Annotated in this window: 21 protein-coding genes and 1 pseudogene; 8 read left to right on the plus strand and 14 right to left on the minus strand. The window is 39.5% G+C overall.

Translation table 11 applies throughout. The features are described from left to right. Positions 1-12: 12 nt before the first annotated feature. The 10 genes from M2408_RS25355 to M2408_RS25400 all read right to left on the minus strand — a co-directional run bounded on the left by M2408_RS25355 (position 13) and on the right by M2408_RS25400 (position 10,308). Positions 13-930 (minus strand): glycosyltransferase family 2 protein, encoded by a 918-nt coding sequence (locus tag M2408_RS25355; RefSeq protein WP_259187361.1) that lies wholly within the window; start codon positions 928-930, stop codon positions 13-15. Between the two features lie 87 nt (positions 931-1,017). Beyond that, positions 1,018-1,215, minus strand: coding sequence for a hypothetical protein (locus M2408_RS25360; RefSeq protein WP_259187362.1), 198 nt, complete (start codon positions 1,213-1,215; stop codon positions 1,018-1,020). Between the two features lie 202 nt (positions 1,216-1,417). Next, entirely contained in the window at positions 1,418-2,926 is a 1,509-nt protein-coding gene (locus tag M2408_RS25365) for an alpha-L-fucosidase (protein WP_259187363.1), read from the minus strand. 45 nt (positions 2,927-2,971) lie between these two features. Beyond that, the gene (locus M2408_RS25370; RefSeq protein WP_259187364.1) at positions 2,972-3,652 is read right to left on the minus strand and encodes a DUF1796 family putative cysteine peptidase; all 681 of its coding nucleotides are present in this window, start codon (positions 3,650-3,652) and stop codon (positions 2,972-2,974) included. A gap of 21 nt (positions 3,653-3,673) precedes the next feature. Beyond that, entirely contained in the window at positions 3,674-4,396 is a 723-nt protein-coding gene (locus M2408_RS25375; RefSeq protein WP_259187365.1) for a class I SAM-dependent methyltransferase, read from the minus strand. Positions 4,397-4,406: 10 nt separating this feature from the next. Further along, positions 4,407-5,306, minus strand: coding sequence for a glycosyltransferase family 2 protein (locus M2408_RS25380; RefSeq protein WP_259187366.1), 900 nt, complete (start codon positions 5,304-5,306; stop codon positions 4,407-4,409). A gap of 35 nt (positions 5,307-5,341) precedes the next feature. Then, entirely contained in the window at positions 5,342-6,370 is a 1,029-nt protein-coding gene (locus M2408_RS25385; RefSeq protein WP_259187367.1) for a hypothetical protein, read from the minus strand. A gap of 10 nt (positions 6,371-6,380) precedes the next feature. Continuing rightward, positions 6,381-7,979, minus strand: a complete 1,599-nt coding sequence (locus tag M2408_RS25390; protein WP_259187368.1) for a hypothetical protein — start codon at positions 7,977-7,979, stop codon at positions 6,381-6,383. Between the two features lie 954 nt (positions 7,980-8,933). Next, positions 8,934-9,239, minus strand: coding sequence for a hypothetical protein (locus tag M2408_RS25395; protein ID WP_259187369.1), 306 nt, complete (start codon positions 9,237-9,239; stop codon positions 8,934-8,936). Positions 9,240-9,255: 16 nt separating this feature from the next. Then, positions 9,256-10,308 carry a hypothetical protein gene (locus M2408_RS25400; RefSeq protein WP_259187370.1) on the minus strand — a complete coding sequence of 351 codons (1,053 nt, stop codon included), beginning with the start codon at positions 10,306-10,308 and terminating at the stop codon, positions 9,256-9,258. Between the two features lie 366 nt (positions 10,309-10,674). On the opposite strand from M2408_RS25400, the gene M2408_RS25405 reads away from it, so the two are divergent. The 4 genes from M2408_RS25405 (at position 10,675) to M2408_RS25420 (ending at position 13,938) form a co-directional block, all read left to right on the plus strand. Beyond that, on the plus strand, positions 10,675-11,370 hold the full coding sequence (locus M2408_RS25405) for a hypothetical protein (RefSeq protein WP_259187371.1): 696 nt from the start codon (positions 10,675-10,677) through the stop codon (positions 11,368-11,370). Further along, a complete protein-coding gene (locus M2408_RS25410; protein ID WP_259187372.1) occupies positions 11,367-12,458 on the plus strand; it encodes a hypothetical protein in 1,092 nt (363 codons plus the stop codon). Before M2408_RS25405 ends, M2408_RS25410 begins: the two co-directional genes overlap by 4 nt. Before the next feature lie 386 nt (positions 12,459-12,844). After that, complete coding sequence (locus M2408_RS25415; RefSeq protein WP_259187373.1) at positions 12,845-13,561, plus strand: MauE/DoxX family redox-associated membrane protein; 717 nt, start codon at positions 12,845-12,847, stop codon at positions 13,559-13,561. Then, the gene (locus M2408_RS25420; RefSeq protein ID WP_259187374.1) at positions 13,555-13,938 is read left to right on the plus strand and encodes a hypothetical protein; all 384 of its coding nucleotides are present in this window, start codon (positions 13,555-13,557) and stop codon (positions 13,936-13,938) included. The genes M2408_RS25415 and M2408_RS25420 overlap by 7 nt, the downstream gene beginning before the upstream one ends. Before the next feature lie 56 nt (positions 13,939-13,994). On the opposite strand, the gene M2408_RS25425 is transcribed toward M2408_RS25420, so the two are convergent. The 3 genes from M2408_RS25425 to M2408_RS25435 are packed head-to-tail and all read right to left on the minus strand — an operon-like array spanning position 13,995 to position 20,828. Next, complete coding sequence (locus tag M2408_RS25425; RefSeq protein ID WP_259187375.1) at positions 13,995-15,347, minus strand: RagB/SusD family nutrient uptake outer membrane protein; 1,353 nt, start codon at positions 15,345-15,347, stop codon at positions 13,995-13,997. A gap of 3 nt (positions 15,348-15,350) precedes the next feature. After that, entirely contained in the window at positions 15,351-18,569 is a 3,219-nt protein-coding gene (locus M2408_RS25430) for a SusC/RagA family TonB-linked outer membrane protein (RefSeq protein ID WP_259187376.1), read from the minus strand. 9 nt (positions 18,570-18,578) lie between these two features. After that, positions 18,579-20,828, minus strand: a complete 2,250-nt coding sequence (locus M2408_RS25435) for a TlpA disulfide reductase family protein (protein ID WP_259187377.1) — start codon at positions 20,826-20,828, stop codon at positions 18,579-18,581. A gap of 905 nt (positions 20,829-21,733) precedes the next feature. On the opposite strand from M2408_RS25435, the gene M2408_RS25440 reads away from it, so the two are divergent. The 4 genes from M2408_RS25440 to M2408_RS25455 all read left to right on the plus strand — a co-directional run bounded on the left by M2408_RS25440 (position 21,734) and on the right by M2408_RS25455 (position 24,405). After that, positions 21,734-22,324: a hypothetical protein gene (locus tag M2408_RS25440; RefSeq protein ID WP_259187378.1), complete on the plus strand. Its 591-nt coding sequence runs from the start codon at positions 21,734-21,736 to the stop codon at positions 22,322-22,324. Positions 22,325-22,355: 31 nt separating this feature from the next. Continuing rightward, positions 22,356-22,997, plus strand: coding sequence for a hypothetical protein (locus tag M2408_RS25445; RefSeq protein ID WP_259187379.1), 642 nt, complete (start codon positions 22,356-22,358; stop codon positions 22,995-22,997). 85 nt (positions 22,998-23,082) lie between these two features. Further along, positions 23,083-23,793: an FRG domain-containing protein gene (locus tag M2408_RS25450; RefSeq protein WP_259187380.1), complete on the plus strand. Its 711-nt coding sequence runs from the start codon at positions 23,083-23,085 to the stop codon at positions 23,791-23,793. 279 nt (positions 23,794-24,072) lie between these two features. Continuing rightward, positions 24,073-24,405: a hypothetical protein gene (locus M2408_RS25455; protein WP_259187381.1), complete on the plus strand. Its 333-nt coding sequence runs from the start codon at positions 24,073-24,075 to the stop codon at positions 24,403-24,405. On the opposite strand, the pseudogene M2408_RS25460 reads toward M2408_RS25455, so the two are convergent. After that, a pseudogene (locus M2408_RS25460) lies at positions 24,391-25,005 on the minus strand (integrase core domain-containing protein); the annotation flags it as partial. The gene M2408_RS25455 and the pseudogene M2408_RS25460 overlap by 15 nt on opposite strands. Positions 25,006-25,102: the final 97 nt, after the last annotated feature.

The raw sequence follows: 25,102 nt of genomic DNA on the forward strand, positions 1-25,102 counted from the left end.
TGGCAATCAAAATCAATCAGCACTAAGAAGGGAAAGTGCCTCAAAGATTTGTTCATAGGAGCTCTCATCCAAGATCATGTGGACCGTGTTTAAAAAATAGGCTTTCATTTCTTCATTATAATTATTCTCATCCAGGAAGTAGTACTTGACGATCGTCTGTATAAGATGCTGAAAAGCTTCACCATAGTCATTTAGCGTTTTTTCGTCATCAGTACTGGCCATTAATTTTCCATAAAACGAAGAAATCAGATTCGTGAATCCCCAAAATGCAGCAACCCTCTTTGCCTGAGTGAATTCACTTTTTCTCAGATAAGAATCCGCCCTTCCGGTAAACGCGATCACAGGACTTTCCATAAGGGCGCGGATATTCAGTTCAACATCCTGAAGACGTGGATAATCCTCGTTCCAGCCCTGTATTCTTACTAAAAAATTTTTATTCCAGGTCACGGCGGTAGTGGTCCATATGATCTGATGCTTTAAAAATGATACGATTAATTTTTCCTTATTATTGTCCGATTCGGAGTTCCGGAATACTTCAATTACGTTATTGATATCATGCTTAAAATACGTTGTTTGAGAAACGAGCATATCCAGATCCGTCCTCCCCTTCAGGAAAGAACTTCGAGTTTCAATACAATCAGGATACAAGATATCATCGCCATCCAAAAATAGGAGAAGATCATCTTTGCACAATTTCAAGCCTATATTTCTACAAAAATTGGCGCCTCGATTGACGGAGTTTTCAACCAATTGAAACCGTTCATCATTGACAATCCTGGATTTTATATTCGCTATCGTCCGATCACTCGAATGGTCATCTACTAGGATACAATTCCAGGATCGGGAGGTCTGCTTTTGAACAGATGCTATGGTATCAACAATCGTATTTTCGTTGTTATGCGTCGGAATTATAATCGAAATTGGTTTCATTGTTATTTTGAGAGATCATGATCAATAAAAAACTGCCTCCATCAAAGGAGGCAGCTTTCCTGAAATCCTAAAGCTTAAAATTTAAGCCTAGAAATTACCGTAACGGCTTGTAACAGGGTCCGTGACCGGATTACCAGGATTAGTAACCGGCCCCCTGTCAGGGTCTGTTGGTGGAACCCCATTATAAGTTCCACTATTTGCACCATAACCGCCACCTAAGACTTTCTTAAGTTGATCTTTTGATAGGACTTCGGCGTCCCCAAGATTAATGAAATTTAATTTCAATTTCTTCATTTGTGTGTGTTATTTAATTAATTAATGATTTATATAAACTAGCTACTAGTTTTCAATTGATTTTTTATTATTACCTTTTAAAAAAGACTGATTATCTACGCTCTAAGTGATCCATTAGCACTATTGATCTTTCTCAAAAAAACCGCTTAGAGAACAAAAAACATATGCTGTGACCAAATAAATTACGAACGAGTTAGATTTTCGCGTCCATCAGTTTGTCTTCTGCAGTTTTCGCATTTCCTAGCTTTATCTTTACCAAAAAAGCTCTTTTAGATTGCAAATCTTCAGGAATAATAATGTCGAAATACATATTTTGATCCCTGTCAAAGCCAATATTTGCCTTTTTTAAAATTAAATCCTTTTGAGAATCCAATAGTATTGCTGAGGCAGGGATAAGTTTGGAATTCTTAGGAAACACCACTCTTAAAATATTATTGACGGGTCTATTCATAACAGTTAAGAACAATGAGGTCGAATCGGTTTTACTGACAGTATAGTATCCATACTTACTCTCCAGTGGAAAGTGACTGACATTATAGATGCCTTCGGCATTCGCCTTGGTCCATTTCCCCAGATCAGTGATGAGTTCATTTTCGTGCTTGCTCATGTTTCCATCGCCATCCGGACCAAAATTGAGGACAAAATTACCGTTCATGGAGCGGGATCTCATCAATAGGTCGATAACATCATCGGTGGTCTTAAGGTACATACCATCCGTGTTCTTAACATATCCCCATCCATTTGGAGGTATCGTCATCACACAATCCCAATCGTTGCCATCAAGAATATCTATATTAGCAGGCATTTTTCGCTCCCATCCCTGTTCGTAATCTCCTAACAATACCCCATTTGAATCAAAATGTCTGCTCCCATGCTCATCGTTTCGAAAGCGTGATCCGATAATTAGGTTTGGATTATTTTTTCTGAGTTCTTTTTCCAAATTGTAGGTAAATTCGTAGGAATTCACCCAGGATCTATCCCAGGTACCATCAAACCAAAATCCTTTTATTCGAGGATAATTTGTTTGCAGCTCCAGTAACTGGTTCTTTGTATATTTTAGAAAACGGTCAAACCTTGCTTTTTCATCGGCGGTTTTCGGGATGGATGTAACGCAATCTTTGTTGGTCCATTCTGTCACCGAAAAATAAAGGAAGACATCAATGCCTTGCTCGGTATAAGCGTCTACAACCTGTTTAACTATATCTTTTTTATAGGGACTATTAGCCACTGTATAGTCCGAATATTTAGAAGGCCATAAACAAAAACCATCATGATGTTTTGTAGTAAAAACCAGATATTTAACCCCCATTTCTTTGGCACGTTTAGCCCAGATTTTGGCATCAAAGTTCTTTGGATTGAATTGCTTATAGAGGTTGTCATAGATGTTCAGCCAGTTTTTTGGTGCAGTGGGCCCGCCCCAGGTCCTGATCCACTCAGATGCGGGAGCACCCTGTCTCGCACTTATGCCATTCCATTCATTTCCGGGTATTGCATACAATCCCCAATGGATAAATTGTCCGAGCCCATAATTACGGAAAGCTACCATTGCGGAATCCGTCCTGTTTGGCCGAGTAATCGTTCCATATTTGACATCAATGGTCTTGGCTGGTTTTTCTCTTTTACCGGTCCACTGCGCTTTGACTAAACTTAACGGACTTAACATAGCTAACATTAAAAGAATTTGAATCTTGTTTCTTTTCATTTTAAAAATAATTAACATCTTATTATATTACCTTTCATGCGAGTTTTAGATATTTTGGACTTGGGCGATCATTTGCGCTATTAAATCTTCATCACATTTTGCCCAGAAAACGTCATCGTCGGTCCCCCCCCATTCCTGAAGCGTGTAAAACATGAATATATGGACATGATTGTGAGACGCATACTTTACCCCCCTTTCTTGACCGTTTTCAATAATATGCTGCGTGAACAATATGCATTTGGATGAAACCTCATCCGTACAGTATAATTGTATAAAGGAATCCAGGTCATCGATCAGCATTTCAAAATCAGCCCGATGGTTCGTAAATCTATGGTGATAAAAGGCGTATACCTCTTTTTTTCCTTTGATATCCACTAACCTCTCCGCGCGTTTTTTGATGGTATCCCTAATTGCCGTACTTTCTATTACGTCACTATGCGAAAAAACCACCCCGTCCATAAACATCTCGTGATAAATATTACGGGTTTTGACATATTTTTTCAACACTGGAACCTTTCTGCCGGAAGGATTATTATTTAGGTCCCCATACTCCAAATAATCGGTATTGACTATATCTTTATACGTTTCTTTTTCAAGCTGCAATAGATATTCTATATTGGATTTACCATGAGAAAATGGAGTCGTGAACGATTTTAGCCCAAACCTTGCTAAAATCGCATCGGCAAGACAGTTTTCACCTATTGAAATAAAAACTTTTTCCATCATATATTATTTATACATAATGCATTAATCATTTCGGTTGCATACAAATAACCGCTCTTCACTATTTAATCCAAAAAGGTCGTAATCTGGATATAGGTTGAACTTTTGAACGGAAAAACCAACACGTTCTAATCTTGTCACGTAATCATTTCCATATATTCTAACATGATCTTTCTGACCAAAAGCAGCCTCACGGTCGGTTTCATTCACAATCTCAAAATTTTCATACGTAACATCCAGATCAAATGAAATCGGAGTCTGCAGAATCGCCTGCCCACTGGCTTTAAGCACTCTAAAAATTTCTTGCATGGCCAAAATATCTTCCTCGATATGCTCCAGTACATGGTTACAAATAACCAGATCGAAATATTTGTCAGGATAAGGAATATCCAGAATATTAATTTCTTCGATCATCTTTCGACCGCTGTTATAGTAACCGGGATTAAGATCACCACATATGTAATCTGAGGCAGCAAATCGATCATTCAAAGATCTCAATAGGTTAAACTCCGGAGCGATATGGAGAATTTTACAGTCATTTCTTTCGAATATCTTATAGACGGATTTTAGATAGACGAAAACGAGCCGGTCTCTATCTGTACTGAGACAATTTGGGCACCCACCGTACCTTTCTCCACCTCCGACAATCTTCTTTTCTTTAATCACGGGAAAGTCAGTACCAATAATATTCATTATCGGTAGAGAAAAAGAGCAAAACGGACATAGATAACTATTTATATTATTCATTTTGATATGTTTATTGCAAAATTGCGCTTACTTGGAGCACACCTTCCTCATCTGTTATTTTTTCCAATATTGAAAAGAGCAGCTGTTTATCACCCTCTCCTAATTCAATCTCGTTTGATAGGATCAACCGCAACATATTCTTGATCAGAAACATAAAAGATGCATTATAAATATCCTGTACCGTCTTACCGTTCGAAAATCTATTGATTACCTCAAAATATATATTGAGCAACATGGCAAGTTCCCTAACTTCCTGTAAAACATCCGATTTGCGCCCCTCTATTTTCATCAATGAATCTTCAATTTTAATAAAATGGAGCTTAGGTCTGTCTAAGAGGGCCCTGATATAGAGGTCCATTTCCGAAAAGGATTTAAACTTAGTAGACCAATTTCCGATCTTTAACAGAAATCTTTTTTCCCATGTCACTGAGCTCATTGTCCATATCTGGCAGCATCTTATCAGCCTATTGATCAGATCATGGTAATCGGTTTCTATTACACTATGATTTACGCTACCAATAACATGGTCTACCTGATCCTTAAACAAAGTGGTGTGAGAAACCAGCATATCTATCTTTGACCACCCGTTAATAAAATAACTTCTTTTCTCAATACAGGTCTCGTATAAAAAATTACCGGGCTCTAAAAACACGAGATAATCACCCTGACTATGATCTACCCCTAAATTTCTACAATGATCTATACCGCTACCTACACGGTTCTCAAATAACCGAAATCGCCGATATCCTGCAATTTCTGCCTTTACTGTTGCTACGGTCCCATCTGTGGAACAATCATCAATAATGACACATTCCCAAAGATCAGATGTCTGCTTTTTGATTGACATTAGGGTGTTGACAATCGAATGCTCATTATTATAGGTTGCAATTACTATTGAAATTATTGGCATGTTATCTTTTGTATTTTTCAGATGGTATACGTTCACTATATGGATACTAATTGTAAATCCGATATCATCGCAGAATGGCTAGGCTTAGCATTTCCACCGATAATTACTTCCAGCAAATCATTCCTGATTTGATTACTGCTCTGGTATTCAATCCATAACTTTTCTATTAAAATTTTAGTATTCATTTCTATTGCAACCCCGCTGCTTACTATTAGCCCATAAACCCGTAGAAATTTTTCTGCATATACCGAAGAACATACCTCATCAAAATTTATCAAGCTGATGTAATGAGCGATGTATTGTTTTCCTCTTTTTTCCCATCTGCCAATCTTCAATTTCTTTCCAACGTTATGGTAACATACACTCAACATTAACAGGTCGATATATCGCTCCTGTGAGATTTCATCCGAATGCATATCCAATGATTCAATAAATAGATATTTTATGAAATTCGACATCTTATCAATCAATTGCTGGATGACCCCATATTCTGTGTAGGGTAAGAATGGTACGAAAGACAATATGTGAAACAGCTGAGAAATAAATTTTAATTGATCGGTACTCCAATCATTAACGTTTTTGGGGCTCCCCACATTTGATGAAATTATAGCAGAAAAGGCTGTAGATAACCTATCTATCAAGATAAAAATACATTTTGCGATAGGAATTTTCTTAACCTCCGGGCTGATCCTATCCAGTCTATTAACCAGATAATATAAATCTCCCAAAAGACCATTTGCCAGTGAAAAATCAGATGCATTCTGATAAATCGTTCTTTTATAGATAAAATTATCCACGTCTTCCAAAATTTCCTCAACTTCGTGTAGGTCAAACCGCAGTAAGAGCTTTTTCTGAACGATCCATTCCAGCCTCCAGGCCATACCAACTACCCCGCTACCAAATGTCGTATTCTCTTCGTCATAGAGTTCAGCAATTAATTTTTGAAAACTCTCCGTCAGATGATCCTTATCTTTATTCCCTCTGGTTTTGCCGGTTTGGATCGCCTTAATTAGCAATTTTTCGCTGCTCCTGTTTCCCAGGTGATTCATTATCGTATTTTCCACGGTGTTCTGATTAAAGTTGAAAACAGGGTCCATCAATATAACTGGATTCTACAGGACAACTAAAAATATCATTCACGGAGTTCTTAAGATCAACTCCTCTTAATTGCGACAGAAATTCTGCGGTTGTTGTAAAGAAGGCTGCGATTCTTTCATTTTTGTTTTTTTGTACCTGGTTAAATTTGTTATAATTCTTAATCAGTAGATCGATATCGATAAAATCTGAAAACAATGCATGAAATAAGCTGTCCACTTGTGCTATTTCCGCATTCTCAGTGTAAGGGATGACCGATTTTACCTCCTTGTTCTTCATACTTCCCATGAATTTCATGGCGGATATAAGCTGCTGTTCTGAGAGTATTGTATGATTGCGCATGCAGCCAACAAATGGCGTTTTTATGGCGTCTGAAAGATCATCAATCAACAGCTCTTCATTTTTATAATGATCTAAAGAAAAGTATCCATAACCTAAGCCGGAAAGTAGATCAAGGTGCTCCTTTCCAAAATTTGCACCTAAATCCAAAATGATGAGATCTATATTGAAATATTTATAAAACCATAGCAGATTGACATCCAGGCTGTCGGCACTGATTCGGTCATAGATCAGAATAAATGAATGTTTACTATCCGTGTAGGTATTTGGCCTCAATTCCTCTTTCACAAAATCTCTAATTCCTTGCGCCATTGCATTACTCACCGTATCAACGTCTATTTCTGCGATATTTTTCGAATAGTATGGCGGGAATAGATTATATAAGCCTTTTCTAAAAAACCTTGTACTGGTTATACTGCCTGAATAATGCAGAATAGGTTTCTTATCCCATTCGCTCATGTGATCCCAGGGCCAACAATGATTCAGATCCTCTAAAACCCGAATTTCCTTTCCACCTAGACTGAGATTCCAGAGCATCGCCCACATATCACTGCACCATGCCTGTATCCCTATCTTTTTGCCTGCCAGGGCGTCATTATTACTACGGAAATCTCTATTCTTTTTTTCATTAATCGCGGTCATATAGTTAAATAGATTTTCAGAATCTATTTCCACTTTCCGCCAGAAATCAATAGAGGTTCCTTTCAGGATATATTGAGCGCCACCCACAAATTTTTGGTCCAGACCTTTGACCTGCTCTGAGGGAATCCCCACAATACTGCACATTTTCCCAAATTCACGTTCTGAGAGGCAATCCATTATATAATTATACCCCAGATAGGATTTGGTATTGGCAACATAACAGTACTCGTCATACATGAAGAGATTAACATCCGGAAGTCTTTTAAACAATAGATCAGAATCGTGGTATAATAATACAGACTGCTCCAGATAGGGGTGTTGAGCAATATGTTTGGCGATGATATGAGGCCTTACAGAAGATAAATAGTTCTTTTTGCTTCTGGTGTCATTATACAAAAAGATGGAAGCATATTTAGAATTTCGCGTTACGAATTCCTCTAAAATTTGCTTCTTGTCAACCTCCTCATTGTATGCAAAAAGTATATGGATATTTTCCTTGCTTAATCCCAGATTCTTAAAATTAAAAATTAACAAATCCAGTTGCCAGATAAAATAAACTGATACGGGTTGCGCTGAAATATAGTAAAGATCCTGCATGTTGATTATAGATAGAATGTACTCACACTTTTATGTTCACTTTTAGGCTTTCGATTTTATAAAAACATCACTTGCCCGCGATCAGGAAAGCACAAAAAAATCTGTTTGATTCTGAAATAGTACACGAAAGATCTGATAAACTTAAAGGAAATAACCTTTTTGACATCTGATGCAAAAACAGAAACCAAATCTAAATTGCTGAATCCAAATAGGAAAAATAAGGTATAAAAAGTCTTCTTTCTTTTCATAATTGACATACGATTGGTTTTTAATCCTGGATCATCCAGCAGATATTAACTTATTTAATCCAAACCGGCATTAACAAACCTTTTGCTTGAATTTCTATTGTAATATTAGTTGATTAGATTCAAACAGCTATCAGCGAAAACCAACGCAATCGATTGTGCTAATCTCGAAAACGTATTCGTGTACAGAAAACACTTTAATCAAAAACAAACATAGGTTTGCCTCATATTTAAAAAAAAATAATAGCTTTAAATAAGTACAACCGTAAGATATATTCATTTCCCAGACTGACAAAGAAATATTTTCGTTCTTCTATAGCGACCGTAACATGAATTGTGTCAGAGAAACAAATTCAATAAGATTGTTTATATTCAATTATTCAAGCGGCACGGTCATGAAAGAAAAGGCCCCATTTGATTTTTCGTTAGTGTTTGTTTTTAAAGGCAGTCAAGAGAGCTTGGCCGTTTGGAACGCTTCAAGGCAGCAGCTATGTAAGGTGTTTACGAAGGCAAAAGTTTATCTCCCAATGATGACATTCTAGCGCCATTAATGAAGCATATGTTGGAACCGATGATGGATGGCGAACTGGAAAACCACCTTAACGAAGAGAAAGCCTCTGGCAATATCAACCTGCAAAATAGCAAGACTAAAAAGACTGTCCGAGGCCTTTCAACTCTGAACAGGCCTGTTTTAACCTTTTTAATAACACTATTTCAATAAATAGTTGTAATCATTTACTATAGCAGAGATATCCCAGGTCATCACTACATTTTTATAGTTTTTGAAATGACCTTTATCCCATTTGGTGATGTGGTACCCTTTACAAAATTTACAGTAGTAAGCCCTTTTGCAAGCCGGTTTGCCCATGCGATGTTTGACACGCTTGCCGTCTTTATTCCTGATGCGTGTCATAAATTTAAAATTGATCATCCTCCATTTTGCTTCGATCAACGACGGAAATGCTACTTTACCCGTGGCACGGCACTTCCAAGTGTTACTTTTTAGGTTTTCCATAGCCAATATTTTAATATCATTGATTTGTACTATTATCCTTTTCAATAGGCACCTGAAGCATTACCCAGTCTTTTATCCTACGCGAGATGGTCACCGAAACCACAAAACTGTCCATATCTCCAAACGGTACGCGCAAAATAATCCGAAGCCGGCCGCCCTTCAATTGGTAACAGGCCTTAATCATATCCAATGGGATCGCGTGATGCCGGTCTATTTTCTGTACAAAGCCGTGCGTATCGCGCACAATTTCGTTCAGACTACGTTGCTCACAGCCTATTCCCTCATTCATATCGCTATTCAAAAATAATTTGACGATCGGCGTATTATTGGTCTTCTCGAATAAAAATATACCCAGCTCATTGTACATAATCTTTTTGGTCAGGTATCTGTTGTTTAGCAAAAATTCCTCCTCAAGCGTATCCATTCCCCTCAATAGTGCGAGGTCTATTTCTTCGGTCATATCCCCTTCTTTTTCTTGCTCATCTATTTTGGAAGGCTCTTCTTCATCCAGCTGAGTGTCGGACAAGTGTACCAATTGCGGCTCTTTCTGCGCTGATAATTTTTGTTCCAGATGCTCCACTCGCTTTTCCAGTTCCCCGACATAGGTCTCCCTTTTGCGATACACAGACGAATAAAAAAAGATCGCATAGCCCATATTAAAAAACAACATCCCGCCCAAGATCACCAGGAGCGGTAGCCATATCCACTCGCTTTTGGGCGGGGCAACGGGTCTTATGATTGCAAATAAAAATATCGTAGGCAACAAAACGCAAAAGAAGAACTGTGCCCCCAAACGATCACCAAAACTATGCAGCCAGCTTTTTCGCTTGTCCAATAGCTTGATCATCGTGCGCGTATAAAAGAGCGCAAAAGCAATGATCATCACATAAAATAGATAACTCAAGATCAAGGGACTATCCTCAAACCAGTCCGACAGCGCAGCGATATGGCCAATATACCAACAAATCCCCCCGAAAAGAACCGAGGCAATGCATACCCATATAAAATCCGGATAATGCACATGCACCTCCGTATCTTTTGAATACTTGACCTGTTGGATACTTTCCATAATCTACGTTTATATATAGGACAAAAAACCTTACCGATCTCATAGATAAAAAATAGGTTAGAATTTAATCCAGCAAAAATTTCTTTCAAATAGGAATTTTATATTATAAATTTAGTCAATATTTTAATAATCAGTCCACAAAAGTAGAAATACTACCCCCATACCCGATTTTTGCAAGTCAAGAAAATACGCCAAAACAGGAAAATTGAGTACTTTATTGTACAGATAATATCCTTCGTTGCAAAAAGACATGCTTTAATGTAGAAAACATGTGCTTGTTGAAATAAAGATGATCTTCAGGCAGAATAAGCCCCTTTATAGGTAATTTTAGCATACAGCAATTTACTGATATTAAAAACCATGCGTATGGAAACCCCAAAGCCAACGATACAACGGTTCACCCGCAATTACATCCTGATCTGTGTAGCGGTCCTCGTTACCTTATATGGTCTATTCATTGCACCAACATTCCCATTAAGAGTATATAGCATAGGTGTCCTTGTACTATTTATACCTTTTTTAGAGATCCGTAATCAAAGCGTGGTACTCCAGTTATTCTTTGTTTTCTTTATCTGCATCCAGATCAGCAGCATTGCACTATTTGACCGTATGCCCTATGAGCTACTGCTCAGCTCACAGCCCTTTGGAACAGCTTTTATACATGCCCTTCCTGCTGCGCTACTCTGTTGTGCCGCAGCTCATATTCTACTGCTCAAGCAGGTGAATATCGTAAAACTATATACCGTCCAGTTTCCCATTATGCTTATTGCCTGTACCTGGTATATCCGCATGGTTCTGATCCTCAATAATTGCCAGCATACAGCTGACGCCAATAATGTACAGATTACGGCTGTTGTCGTTCAGAAATGTCCTCTGTGCTGTGATATCCATGAGCTCCTACTTTCCTTTTCTTACGAAGGGCGACAATATCAGCTACCGATGGACGTACATCCCAAACTTTATAAAAAAGCAAAAGAAGGCGATAAGCTCAATCTCCAGCTGCATCCCGGTGTATACGGTTGGCCCTGGTACCACAAAGATATCAAAAGGAGGTACCAATGATTGTAAGTCTATACCAGCTCACCCTGATGATCGAAACATTGCATCGTGTCGATCAGACCGAGATACCGACACGGCTATACAGTATATCGGTAGCCTGTTCGGACAATTTCCCGTTAGCACTACATGCCCACAGAGAGGCCGGCAATGTAGACAGAGCCAGCAATGCCGTACGTTTATATCATATACAGTTGCTCTGGCTACACCAAAAGCTGACGGCATTCTGTACAGAGAAAGGTATTGAAGACCGGAGTGCGCTAACTGCATTGGAGGAACTGCTGGAGCGTATTGAATTTTTATTTAAAAATGATATCGATCCCACGACCAACCTGCCCAGCCATTACCGGGACAAGATCAGTACCTATGTCTACAATCGCATACCTGCTATTTTTGATCGGCTGGCAAAAAAGAATATTCCACTGGTCTATCTCCATGAAATCCATTCGGCCATCGACAGCCTATTTGTGGAGGGCAAGATTCCTTATATCCAGTACCGTCATCAGGAATATCTGATACAGTTGCTGGATGCACTAGCGCAACTGGCCGAAGATAACCGACAGAGAAAAAACTGGCATTACCGCTTTTTGATCTTGATGATCAATTTCAATTTTAACCATATGGGATTTTTCAATCGTTGGAAGGAGTTTTATCAGACCGATCCCATCTTTATGGAAAATTTATTGCGGTTTCCAAAACATTTCTCCTGCATACGGGACTTTGCCTACGATAGTAACCGCAGCAGTCTACTTAAGCTGATGTGCGAATATGTGCAAACGGAGCTATCCCAGTCTCAGCAGACATCATCAGAAAAAGATGAAGAACAATTTATACATAGCAATTTCAATGGCAAGGAGCTCAAGCTCTGGTTACATTTGTGCGTAAAAGCCAATATTACGCGTTCGTCTGAGAAAAAGGAGGTCGCTGCGGAGTTTTCAAAACTCATCAAGACCAAAGAAGGTATCTTGCTGACGCCACATACCCTGACCAAAATGGATAAAAGTGTGGAATATGCTGCTGCCGTGCGTATTCTCCGGACATTAAACAACATGCAGGCTGAACTGCGCGAGCTATTCCCGGATTTAAAAAGGTAAAAAAAAGAAAAATCATAAAAGTAGGGGTATTCACCCACTACCCCTGCAATTGCCCCTTATCATACTGCCTTAAATAGTGGCCAAGATAATTTCCTGCCCCGATAGTCCCTTCCGGTATATCTGCAAGCATTTTACCCATGGTACCCCCTTCCCTTTCCTGAAACTTGTTTAAAGCCTATTTGCAGGCATGATGAGCATGAAATACTACCCCTACGAAGCGCTATTATCTGCGCTACCTTTGATTTAAGGCGTACGAGAAAGTAGCAGCTGACGCTCAGGCAGGCCTCTGTACCTAATGGAGGGGCAGGTACGGCGCCCTGTTTTTAAAAATAATAAATACCACAGTACAAATAATTAAAGCTATGGAAGCGAATAAAACAAGCAGCATGATATACAAGATCCTACGGGCGGTAATGATCCTGTTTTGGATCTATGTAGGCATAGACAAGATCTGGCAGCTGGGCGCATTCCGGATCGCCCTCAAGCAGCAGCCAGTAATCAGTTATCTGGCTCCGATACTCTTTTGGTTACTTCCGCTTATGGAAATCGGTGTTGGGATATTGCTAGCCATGCCAGTAGCCCGGCTGCGTGCCTGGGGATGGAGAACCTCCACCCTATTGATCATCGTTTTTACGATCTATATTGGATTAGGTGTACTGAATGTCTATTCACAGAAACCCTGTATGTGCACGAGCTTTCTGAGTGGTATCTCCTGGACTGCGCATCTCTTGATAAATATCCTGATTCTTGGCCTTTCTATCATAGGATTGGTACTGCATCGGAGAATAGCCAAATATGGCGAGTGTGCATTGACCGGCAAAACAAACATCGCACTATTTCTGATTGGCTTCGTGGCAATGGGAGCCATCAGCCACAGGAACATCCACTATACAAAGTCAAAAGATATGTGGTATGCACCAGACAGTCTCTATTATTATCCAGCACATAACGACGTCAGTAGGCCTATAGTAGGCAGCCTGGCATACGGATACGATCGGTATACAGAACCGTACCGACAATTATTTACCAAAAAGTTGCAGGCCAGTATCTTTACTAACCAATCACTGACCTGCAGTAAAGAAAGGAGGGTAGCAACATGCTAACCAAATTTTTAAACAATTATGGCTACATGATATTAGGCGGAGCCATGATTATCGGATTCTCAGCATTTAAAGGTGCTGAGGCTTATGCAGGAAAAAGTTTAGCTCCTGTAACTGTTTATTTTCATGGGACTCCAACGGATCCCACACAGGTAGAAGATCTGTCGCAATGGAGTACATCTCCTAATGGCAAAAGTTGTAATAACCAAGATGAGCTCGCTTGTGCAGTTCAAGTTGATCCAACAGACCTTAACAGTTCTGGAACATCTTTCGACTCGAGCAAAATAGCGATCGAAGCGACATCTACCAGCTCCGGATACATTCCATCGTTGGAGCCGGGGTCTAACCCTATGCAGTTTAATCCGATTAATCGAAATTAGAGATTCGACTTGCATCAATTAATAGCGGCCCTATACAGGGCCGCTATTATCGTAAATTAACGTGGATTTTGAGGAATTCCTGCTATCCTCACAATATCTGCCGGCAGAGGTAATGCATACCGGTTTTCGTTGGGCACAAGCCTGTATTCTTTCCCATCGACTACTCTTTTTAAGATGATCTCCTGCCCTTCCAGATTTAATCGTTTGATATCCATCCACCTCAGCCCTCGATAGACCAGCTCTTTCCGTCTTTCACTTAATATCACTTTCAGCACCTCCCCCGTATCCGTCAAAAGATAAGATTTATAGGTTCCTGCTTTATATCGCGTCGCCAAAAGTTTATTAAGATCTGCTTGCGCTTCCACCAACTTGCCCGCTCGCGCCAGACATTCCGCTCGGATCAGATACATTTCATCTGTAGCCACCCCGCCAAATAAAAGTGCACTTCCCGAGTATTGTCCCTTAAAATTGACCGTGTTAGCTGTCACTTTAAAATACGCTTGCTTCCGCAGGTCATTGGAATCATAAGAGCGATAGAGTACAGAATCGATATTTGAATACGCATTGCTCAATATCGTTGCCTTCAGTTCCATATAAAATGTAGTCTCTTTATTGAATAAACTAAAGGAAAAAGAGGCCGTCAACTTCACTTCATTGCTGTTATTATAATCAAGTAGCTCGTTTCGCACTTGCAAATACAGCTCAACATATTTTAATGCCAGATCATATTGACGCATCGACAGATAAGCTCTTGCCAAAACCCCATATACAGCTGGCTTACTTGGCTGTACCACATGATTCGGTTCCAATGGCAGAAGCAAAATCGAAGCTTCCAGATCTGTGATCACCTTTCTATAGCTATCTTCCACGGAGGCCCGTACGGATTTCACATTAAAATCCGATGTTTCCCGAAGAACAATACCTAGATCCGTCTCAGCGGCATTCTGCTGATAGGCCTTGGCATAGGTCCATAACAAACTGAGATAACTATTGGCACGAAAAAATAGGGCAGCGCCTTTAATACCGTCCCATTTTGCAGCATTCTGTTCATTTCTATCAATTTTATCAAGACGCTCCAGTACGAGATTAGCTATATATACAACATTGTACATGCTCGACCAATCGTTGGAAAAATTATATTGGGAATCTTCCCAGATATAATCCAGCTTCTCCACATCATTCAATGCTTTGTAATTGCTCTCAGGAATAAAATAATCGTCACAGGCCTTTTCACCACGTGAACAAAAATTATTGTTCATTACACGTACATTGTCCAGTAGTTTCTGTAAGTCATCCAATTCTTTGGGTACAACCAATTTATTATTGGATTGTACATCTAAATATTTATCACAAGCCCCGAAGATTAGTGTAGCAAAGCCTAGGGTTATAATTATAATTATTGTTTTCATCTCTTAATAATCTATTTGAATTCCCAATGAAAATGTTTTTGGAGGTGTTAGACGATAGGCAAATTCAGGATCAATATGTTGCCTATTGGTCCTCCAGATTACACCTAGGTTAGCAATATTCCCATACAGCCTAAATTTCATTTCGTTCTTACCGGGTAGCCTATGTTCCCAGGCGGCATTAATATATTCCAAGCGGATATGGTCTCCTTTGAGGACATGAATTTCCGATTGGGTATAAAATGTACTGAGATTATCATTGATCGGATATTCCATTTTAGGCATGCTGGTCTGCTTTTCATCGCCAGGCTTCATCCAGCGATTTTCATAATCGGGATAAGCCACGCCCTGCTCGAAGAGTGAGTAGTAGGACGTGGACGGCTTTTGAAAATAATAATCAGCTTTAAAGCTCATGTTAAAAGACATCGAAAATGCTTTCCACACAAAGGTATTGGTGAGATTGCCAAACAGCTGAGGTTTGGAAGAGCCGATAAAGACAATACTTTCTGAATCCGAAGCGCTCTGTAGAGACGCATTTCTGATCTTGAGATATTCTGTACTGACTTCACCGTTCAGGTATCCCTGCGGCTGCCCCTGTTCATTCAGTCCAGCCCATCGATAAGCCGCTATTGCATTTAAAGGTCTTCCTACTATCGGCGTGATGCCATTCCCATTGCCGAGAAAATTACCGAGCCCTTGGTTCACACTTCTATAATATGCGGTCGTTTTGTTTTTATTCAGGCTTAATACCAGACTCGTACTCCATTTGAGCCTATTGATTGTATTGATACTATTCAAAGCCAGATCGAGTCCATGACCACGCATGGCGCCGACATTTTTGACCACTGTTGCCTGTGCTCCCCAGGTTGTATAATCATAATCTGTGGTACCATACAGGTCTTTTCCATTTTTCACATAATAGTCAACACTGCCCGAGATCCGGTTTTTAAGTAAAGCATAATCTAGTCCTAGATTGAAAGTTCCAACCTTCTCCCATCGGAGCGAAGGATCATTTAGGTTTCGGATATTCAACATGGGGTAATTCGTGTAACGGGCGGTCTCAATATTTGCAATGGGTTCGGGCGTTCTGGTCAGATCAACGTTACCACTGTAACCAAATGTAGCTCTGAATTTGAGATTATCCAACCAAGACAGCTCCATAAACTGCTCTTTACCGAGATCCCAAAAACCACCCACAGACCATAGCGGTGACCATTTATCATTTGTATTGGCTCCAAATATATTGGCTCCATCCTGCCTAAAACTGAAAGAAATGGCATATTTCTCCTTCCATATATCAGAAAAATTGATGTATGTCGAAACAAACCTATTGACCGTTTTTGTGAAATCCGGACTTCCCCCTATTGTCTGTAATAGTGCATCGGGACTGGTACGATAAAGGTTTATAAAGTCTACAGCCTGCGACGTCAGGGGGATTTTGTTGTACCCATACACGGTATAGGCTGTTCCGCTCTGTGTATTCTGTCGCATCTCCGCACCAAAGATGCCGATTAAGTGATGCGCACTCAATCGTCTATCTAAATTGAGCTGACTGCGCACGGTGTACGACTGCCCCTCACTTTCACCAATTTTGTTAATTCCCGCACGCGGCACCGGATAACTTACCTTTCCTGTCACCGGATCCACCTGTGTAAATTTATTGATCAACAGACGAGCACTATAACTTTCCATTTCACTTAAAAACTCACTCTTGGAAGCCTGCTTTTGATATTGTCCTGAAGCGGTTAACTTGAGGTAGGGCAAGATCTGATAAGATATACCGGCAGATGCAAAGAGCTCGGTCAAGTTTTTGGTAGTCTTCGAATAATTATATTCCGACAGCGGATAGTAAGACCAGTCTAAATAATTAGCACCAAAATTCTGGTCGAGATACGACCTCCTAAAATCCCCGTCAAACGATATTTCCTTACCGTCATTATCAGAGAACTGCATATAGGGAACCGATTTGCTGCCATAGCTCAGGCTGGAATAATCAGGTCTCCCCGATTGATCCCTATGATCGGTATAGTTCACATTCAGGTCTACCTGCAAGTTTGCGATCGGACGATAACTATTTGAAAATAGCAGATTCCATTTTCTATTTCGGCTATCCAATTCAGTTGTTGTTTTCGTGTAGCCTAATCCTAGCCCATAACTGTTTTTTGCATTGCCGCCGGCGATATGAAGATTATACTGCATGGACATCGGTGATCTATAAAAAGCATCTGAATAATTCTTCAAACCGTCCTGCGCCAAAAGGTTATTGATTACCTCTGCGGAATCCAATGATGAAATCTTTCCATTTTTTGTGCGGTCCAAAATATCAATTACGGGGGTCATTGCTACATACAGAAATGATTGTAGAAAAACATCATAATGGCCCCCGTCGAACAGCATCTTTTCGATAGCAATAAAATCAGCGTTGGGTACCTGATACAGTTGCGACAGATTTGGGCGATCTTTAAAGATCATGGTACTTCCAAACGTAATTTTATTGCGGGTATTTGTCCCTATCATACCTTTCTTGGTGGTCAGTACAATTACACCATTTCCTGCCCGGGCTCCCCATATTGCACTCGCCGCAGCATCTTTCAAAACCGTAGCCGATTGAATCATCGCAGGGTCTATGTTGGTAATATCACCCTCATAGATAAACCCGTCCAGCACAATTAAAGGATCAAGATTACCGTTAATGGTACTTAGTCCCCGAACAGAAACATTTAGCTTCTGCTGCATAGCATTTTTGATCGGCTGATTGTCAAAGCGAATAGCGGGTACAACATTGTTAAGACGCTGCAGGATATTGGTCCCTACCTGCTGATCCAACATTTTTCGGGAAATTACATTTATAGCCCCCGTGACTTCGTTTGCCCGAAGTGTCTGATAGCCGGTATTTACCTGTACCTCCTGCAAATAGTTTTCTTCCTTTTGAAGCAATATCACTGCATTATCTCTAAAATAACCTCCGGCCACAGTGCGGCTGTGGTATCCTACCGAACTGACTGTCAACGAGTCCCTATCAAAAATACCATTTACAACAAACTGTCCCTTGTCATCAGTACGTGTTACCTGCTGTTTATTGATCACGCGAATATTGGCATTCGGCACAGGAGATCTATCCGTACTATTTAGTACGCGTCCTTTAACCTCCATCCGTTGCACTTGCTGAGCCTTGCCCAGCAAGATGCTTACGCTGCATAGCAGCGTTAATAGTCCTACTTTCATAACTTCGGACTAGTAGATTGGATAAACAAAAGGATAGGTTCTGTATTCTTTCACAGCTGTAAAAACTATCCCTCTTTCTTTCAGAAAGGATAACTTTTCTTGTTCTGTCCAACGGACAAAGTCAACTGGTACGATGATATCAATATTAAAATTTTCCTTCTCTTGCAGTTCAGTCGGAAGATCAAAAGCATAAAAGAGATTCTGCAGAAACAGACGAATAGGGATATTCTGATAGAAAGCCTCTTCACCTATCCCTTGAAACCGTGCAATTGAAGCCTTTCCACTGGTAAGAATGTTTTTGATCTTATCGGAGAATCGTATTTTATACAGTTCGATGCTGTCGCTTTTACGCGCGACAGCAATTTTAAAATAGTTCTGAAATTCTCGACAAAAAATATCCTCAAATTGTTGTCGCGACACCGAGTCATCGGCATAAAACTGATACCAACACTTGTTTTTGGTACTATTTCCGTTCAACAACTTTTCTTTAAATTGCCTGCCGAGGCGAGCATCTATTACTAGATCATTTTGTCGGAATCCTTTGAGCGCCTTTCCATGAGCTTGAAAGAGCATAAACTGGAGACTCTGATTGCCCATTTGAAGGAACGTTGTCCCATTCTTATGGTTCAAATTAGGGTATACAGGCAGGTAATTTTCCCTATATCCTCCAAATGCAGAAATGTAATGCATACCTACTGTATCCAGCAGCGGTTCAGCAGCACTCCGAGTGAGGTTTTTATAATTACCTTCGCTCTTTAACACGGCGTTTCCATCCAACAAAGCCTGAATATTTTTGTCCGTCAGTGAATGTGAGCTGGTCATGGCAATAAAGACACCATTTGTATCAACTACCGCCAATGCAGGTAGGGTATTATGCGCAAACAATGCGGTAAATATGGTATCATCTAATACTGTGGGTAAAGAGGGCGTAAAATTAAAATCAGCTTTAAATTTTTCAAATCTCGTCTTTATCCGTTTTGCGGTATCTTTATTCCGCTTACTATTGACCATTATGACCTGTATGTTATCCAGAAAACGCTGCTGTATCCATTCCATTTTGGGAATACCTTCGATGCAGCTCGGGCAACCTGTTGACCAGAAGTCTAACAATATCAGCTTTCCTTTCAGGTCAGAGAACTTGATTGTCCTCTTCTTTCCATTGAAATAGTTCAGCTCGAGCGACTGGTTCCATACCGCATCAGGGATCTTGTCGCCCGGCTTTAGCGTAACGAGACTGAATAGCCCATCGGCCCCGCTGTCCTTGCGGGGCGTCTGAGCCAATAAACTAAACATAGAAACTATCATTAAGAGCAGGCATGTCAGAGACATACGATATCCCTTTCCGTAACCTGCAACTACTGAAAAGTATTTTAAAGCCTTCTGAGCACCTATTTTCTTTTGAACAGCTAAACACCCATTCCTACACACTCGAGTGACACTGAACGCTTGTAAATCCTCTGATTTCAAACGGCATCCATCTCCTCCACTTACCAAATTGCCTCTATGCATTTTAGTAGGAATTTCCATTGCACGTCCAAGCTTATACCTACGGTTCACCAGAAAGCTACTGAAAGCCTGTACCTGTCTGGTAGCTATTTGGTACCTCTTTAGTAGCTCTTTAGTACCTTTCCAGTACCTTTTTGGTACACTCTCAGTACACTCACGGTAGCTTAACCGTGAATCAATAGTGCCTTTAGTGGCGGGGAATAGACCAGTTAAGTACCTATCAACTCCTGACCAAATCTGCCCTTTCCGTGGGTTTTCATCGAGTCGGCATAGGTTTTTCGTCGAGCCACGCAGATGCTGCCCCGAAGAAAATTGGGAGCCAGCTGCATACAAGGCAGAAGAAAGGCAGGTATTGGTCAGAAGAAAGTCCGAAGGTGGTACGGCTCCATTAGTCAGCACCCGACCAGTACTCTTACAGTATGATCTGTCAGAGTATCTGGCAAGTGCTTCGCAGATGTAGGTAAAATATAGACGTAATCGAATCGGTATCTCGACACCTTTGGCTCTTCGGCTAGGCTTCGGCAACGCTTCGGGACCTCTTCGGGACTCGTTCGAGACATGTTCGGCTACGTTTCGACTCGGCTTCGGCTCCGCTTCGAGTGGGCTTCGGCTCGCACCCGAAGGGCAGTCGAACAGCAGCCGAAGCAACCCCGAAGAAGGGGCGACGCAGGCTCGAAGCAGGTTCGAAGAAATGTCGAACAGCCACCGAAGCCCTCTCGAAGAAAGCTTTGGTTTTGTAAGCTTTTGCGACAACTTTTTACTTGTTAGCTTGCTTCCAATAATCAAGTATGTATATAGCAGCAGAAAAGCACTTTGATAGCACGTTTTTCCTTTGTAAATATGCTTACGCAACATTTGCGTAAATAGTACTATATCTCTGCTTAAGGAGTGCTTTATCCGTACTGGAGATATACTGGTAAAATATAACCTAAAAAGCACTACTAATTTAAAGGCCAGAGGCCATAATTTTTTGGATTTAATTTGGTTTGAGCAGGAGGAACCTTTTCCAGTAGGCAGTTCACTCCCACCCTTGTAAAAACTGTTCATTTTTAAAGGTGTTGAGGGCTGTGACCTGCTGACTCGGTTCTTTTTATTGATACTTACAAACGTATCCTCTTGCTCCTAAGCCTAGCTTAGGTCACAAATAAAAAAATTGTTGTAAATGCGGGAAGCGCAAGACGTTAAATGACAGTTGCAAGTATATAATTGGTTCGATACGTCTTCAGCAGCTAGGAAAGTCATTGTATGACTTCTGTCACCGAGCTACTCGGGGGCCGTGATGATGTTCTTTGATCTTTGTTTTTTGTTCATAACTCGTTTTATTGGTAACGAGTCTTGTGGGTTGGTTCCAATGATAAATGTGGGACTGCACACCGTACCTGAAATAAAGTTTCTGACGCCTTACACACCACGGATTTACAGCAGTACCCACATCTATCTGTTATGCAAATATAGCATAAAAGTATAGACATGGGTGTTTAATCTGCTGTCTTGCGATGTGGCGTCAGAAAATACAGGCACAAGACTCTTTGATTTAAACACCTAAACTATAGATGACTGATCTAATATTTTACTGAAACAAAGATACTAAAGTAATTCTTGAAATTCAAATTATTTACAGCACAAAGCATAAAATAATTCTATTCATTAATTTATATATGAACAAAAACACTTGGCATATATTTCCAATTGAACTTTATATTATTATTGCTGTTAGAACTATTCGCTTTGAATTAGGAATTTCTGGCGAAGATATTTCTGAGCATCTTGGAAAAAATGAAAAATATATTGGACACATGGAAAGCGCTGCAAACAATTCAAAATACAATGATGAGGTTTTGAGCGAAATTGCATTATACTTTTCTCAAATTGCAAGAATAAGACAACAAGAACTTAAAGATTCAGGAGATAGCTCCATCATAAAAACAGAATACACCATATATGATTTCTATCCGTCAGAAATTTTATCTAATGACAAAGTTCTCAAAAAAATTCCTCCTATCCCACCCGGCGTAGGTCCAGCACCTACCCTAAGTGCATTAATAGAGGACCAAACTTTTTTCAAAAAAGCTAAGACTCTAAATGAAATTGTGATGAAAGCTAATGAAGTCCAAAATCAAAACTGGGAAGCAAAAGACTTTACTCGTCCATTAGAACGTGCTGTAAAAGGCAAAAATAAAAGACTCAAAGTAGTACTTAAAGGGGACCTTAACACATACATCCTTATCGGTAAGCAGAAAAAGGATTAGTATCTTTGTGGTCAAAGAAATGGCCATTTTTATGCAAGTTGATCTTAAATTTGAAATAATTAACATTACTGCCATGCCACGAATAGAAGTCGAAAAAATACTAAATGTATTTCTTTTGAGGAAGAAAAAAGGTTATAGTCAATTCGAGCTTTCTTTTCTCATGGGCCAACGAGACTTTTATGTTCGTGACGCAGAAGATCCCACCCATACCTTAATTTACTCCGTACCTTTTAATAATATATTTCGTGAAATTTTCGATTGTAGCATTGAGCAAATAGTACCCGATATCACTAACTCAGAATTTACAATCCAAATATCTGTAGCAAAAGATGAATCTGACTCGGCTGTTTATAAAGCTGAAAGATTCTTCAAAGATGGCCGAATTGAAATTATAGGCACCATATCTCCTGAACAAAAAAATTTATTACTTGAATCGCCAAGTACTGTCTCAGAACAATCGGTCAAAGATTGGGTATTACGTCAAATCTCCTCAGGATATTTTAGCGAAACTAAAAATGCCTTACAGATTCTTAAAGATTGTCAGAAAGAATTCGATAGTGCAGTACGGCCATTATTTATTGCAAATGCTTTAAAGGCATGTAACGGTACAAAAGGAACGCCTAAGGTGACGAGCAAGAAAGATGAGAATGGAAGGTTTGTTTTTGAAGCATAAAATTGTTTCGCAAATTTAAGATAGGTACATTTATTTGATTTACAAATTCGTCATTTATAAACCATTACTAAAGCTTAATCAAAACATGAACAGAGTAACAATATCTTCATTTATAGATTTCATAAATTATCTTGATACAGTCGAAATATTAGGATATGAAATCAATCTATTCCGTGGTCAATCCCATAATCATCCATTGTTACCAAGTATATGTAGAAAGAATTCATCTAAAGATTCTACCGAATTGGAGCGCGATATGCTTAATGATTTCAAACGTAGATCTGCTCTTCTAATAAAAAAAGAATTTACAACAGATTGGGAATGGTTGGTTTATGCACAACATTTTGGACTTAAAACGCGGCTATTAGATTGGACTAGCAATCCCCTTATCGCTCTTTGGTTCGCATGTCAAAATCTTAATAACATCGATGATGATGCTTATTTATATATTTTCTCTTGTGATAACAACATGCGCGTTGATATTGATAAGAAAACTTCCCCATTTGACATTAGAAGTACTAAAATCCTAAAGCCAATGTTAAACAATGAAAGAATAGTCGCTCAATATGGATGGTTTACAGCCCACGCGTACTCAAAATCTGCCGGTAAGTTTGTTAAGTTGGAAACTAATAAAAAAGCTAAAGAGCACTTGACTGAAATCAAAATCCCCGCCAGCTTAAAGAAAAAGATCCTCCGAAAACTATCAGTCTTCGGGATTAATAGCGGAAGCGTCTACCCCGATATTAATGGGCTTAGTTTAAATTTAAATTGGGAATATTTGGAAGAAAAATATTAACTATAACCAAGGAGTATAACTCAAACTGTATCGTTGGCTCATAAACCTAATTCTAAAATTTTAAACCAAGTTTGGGTGCATTTTCAAATTCAATGTAAAGTTGGGAAACTGCCAATCCGTAATTGTACATTGATATCGTCGAATTTTCAATATTTCTACTGATAACATACGTCAGTTTCATTGTTACAGATTGGTAAAAGATTTGGATATTAGCCTTGCTAGACAGCACAACAACAGTAAATAATCATCTATAATAATACCAAACTATTAACTATTTAAATGGAAAGTATAAGAGAGTTTTTAGAATTCACAGAATCTTTAAAACTTAATCAAAAGGCGGAAATTTTTGACAAAGGTGGTAAATCTTTGATAAATAATTTATATACAGATTTATTTCCTGAAAATGCTATAAATGATAAAGTAAACTTGGCTAACTCCACTATTATAATTGGAAGAAAAGGTACTGGAAAATCTACAATTTTTCAAAAATCCATTAATGACCAAATTTTAAATAAAAACGTATTCCCATTATATCTGGATGTAAAAACAATCTACGACAGAGCCACTCCAACGCTAAAGTATGAGAATGATATATATCTAAAGACGAAGTAACAAAATTCTTATTGTATAAATGACCTCTCCCCAAATCTGGGAGTGTTCTAAAGTAGGGAATCCCGCTGTTTTGACCTGTTTTTCGATAAACATTTCAGGTGTCAGATCCCCTAAACAGCTGTGGGGTCTAAAGGTATTGTACTCTTCCTTCCAGATTTCAATTTTTGCCTTCGCATCTTCCAATGACAGGAACCAATGCGCATTTAGGCACTCGTCACGGAAACTTCCATTGAATGACTCAATATACGGATTATCTGTTGGTTTCCCAGGTCTGGAGAAAACTAATTCAACCTGATGTTCATAAGCCCACCTGTCGACTTCCTTGGAGATAAATTCCGATCCGTTATCAACTTGGATTTTTCTGGGCATTGCCTGGTGGAATAGCCGGAGTTCTTCCAAAACAGAAACAACGTCATTTCCTTTAAGCCCCTGTCCAACCTCAATAGCCATGCATTTACGGCTATAGTTATCCACTATAGTTAAGCAGCGGATTTTCCTGCCATCGAACAGCGCATCAGCAACAAAATCCATACTCCAGCAGTCGTGTAAATTGGAGAAAGTGGGTTTCTCGGAACGATGCGCCGCGGCTCGGCAACGTCTAGTGTGTATATCGGTTATTCCGGGCCAAGCCTATCGCTTGAATATGGGCCACCCGTATCGGTGATTACGGGCCAACAATTATAAGATTATTTTTTCA

The sequence above is a fragment of the Sphingobacterium sp. BIGb0165 genome, from assembly GCF_024810095.1.
GTDB classification, from domain to species: Bacteria; Bacteroidota; Bacteroidia; order Sphingobacteriales; family Sphingobacteriaceae; genus Sphingobacterium; species Sphingobacterium detergens.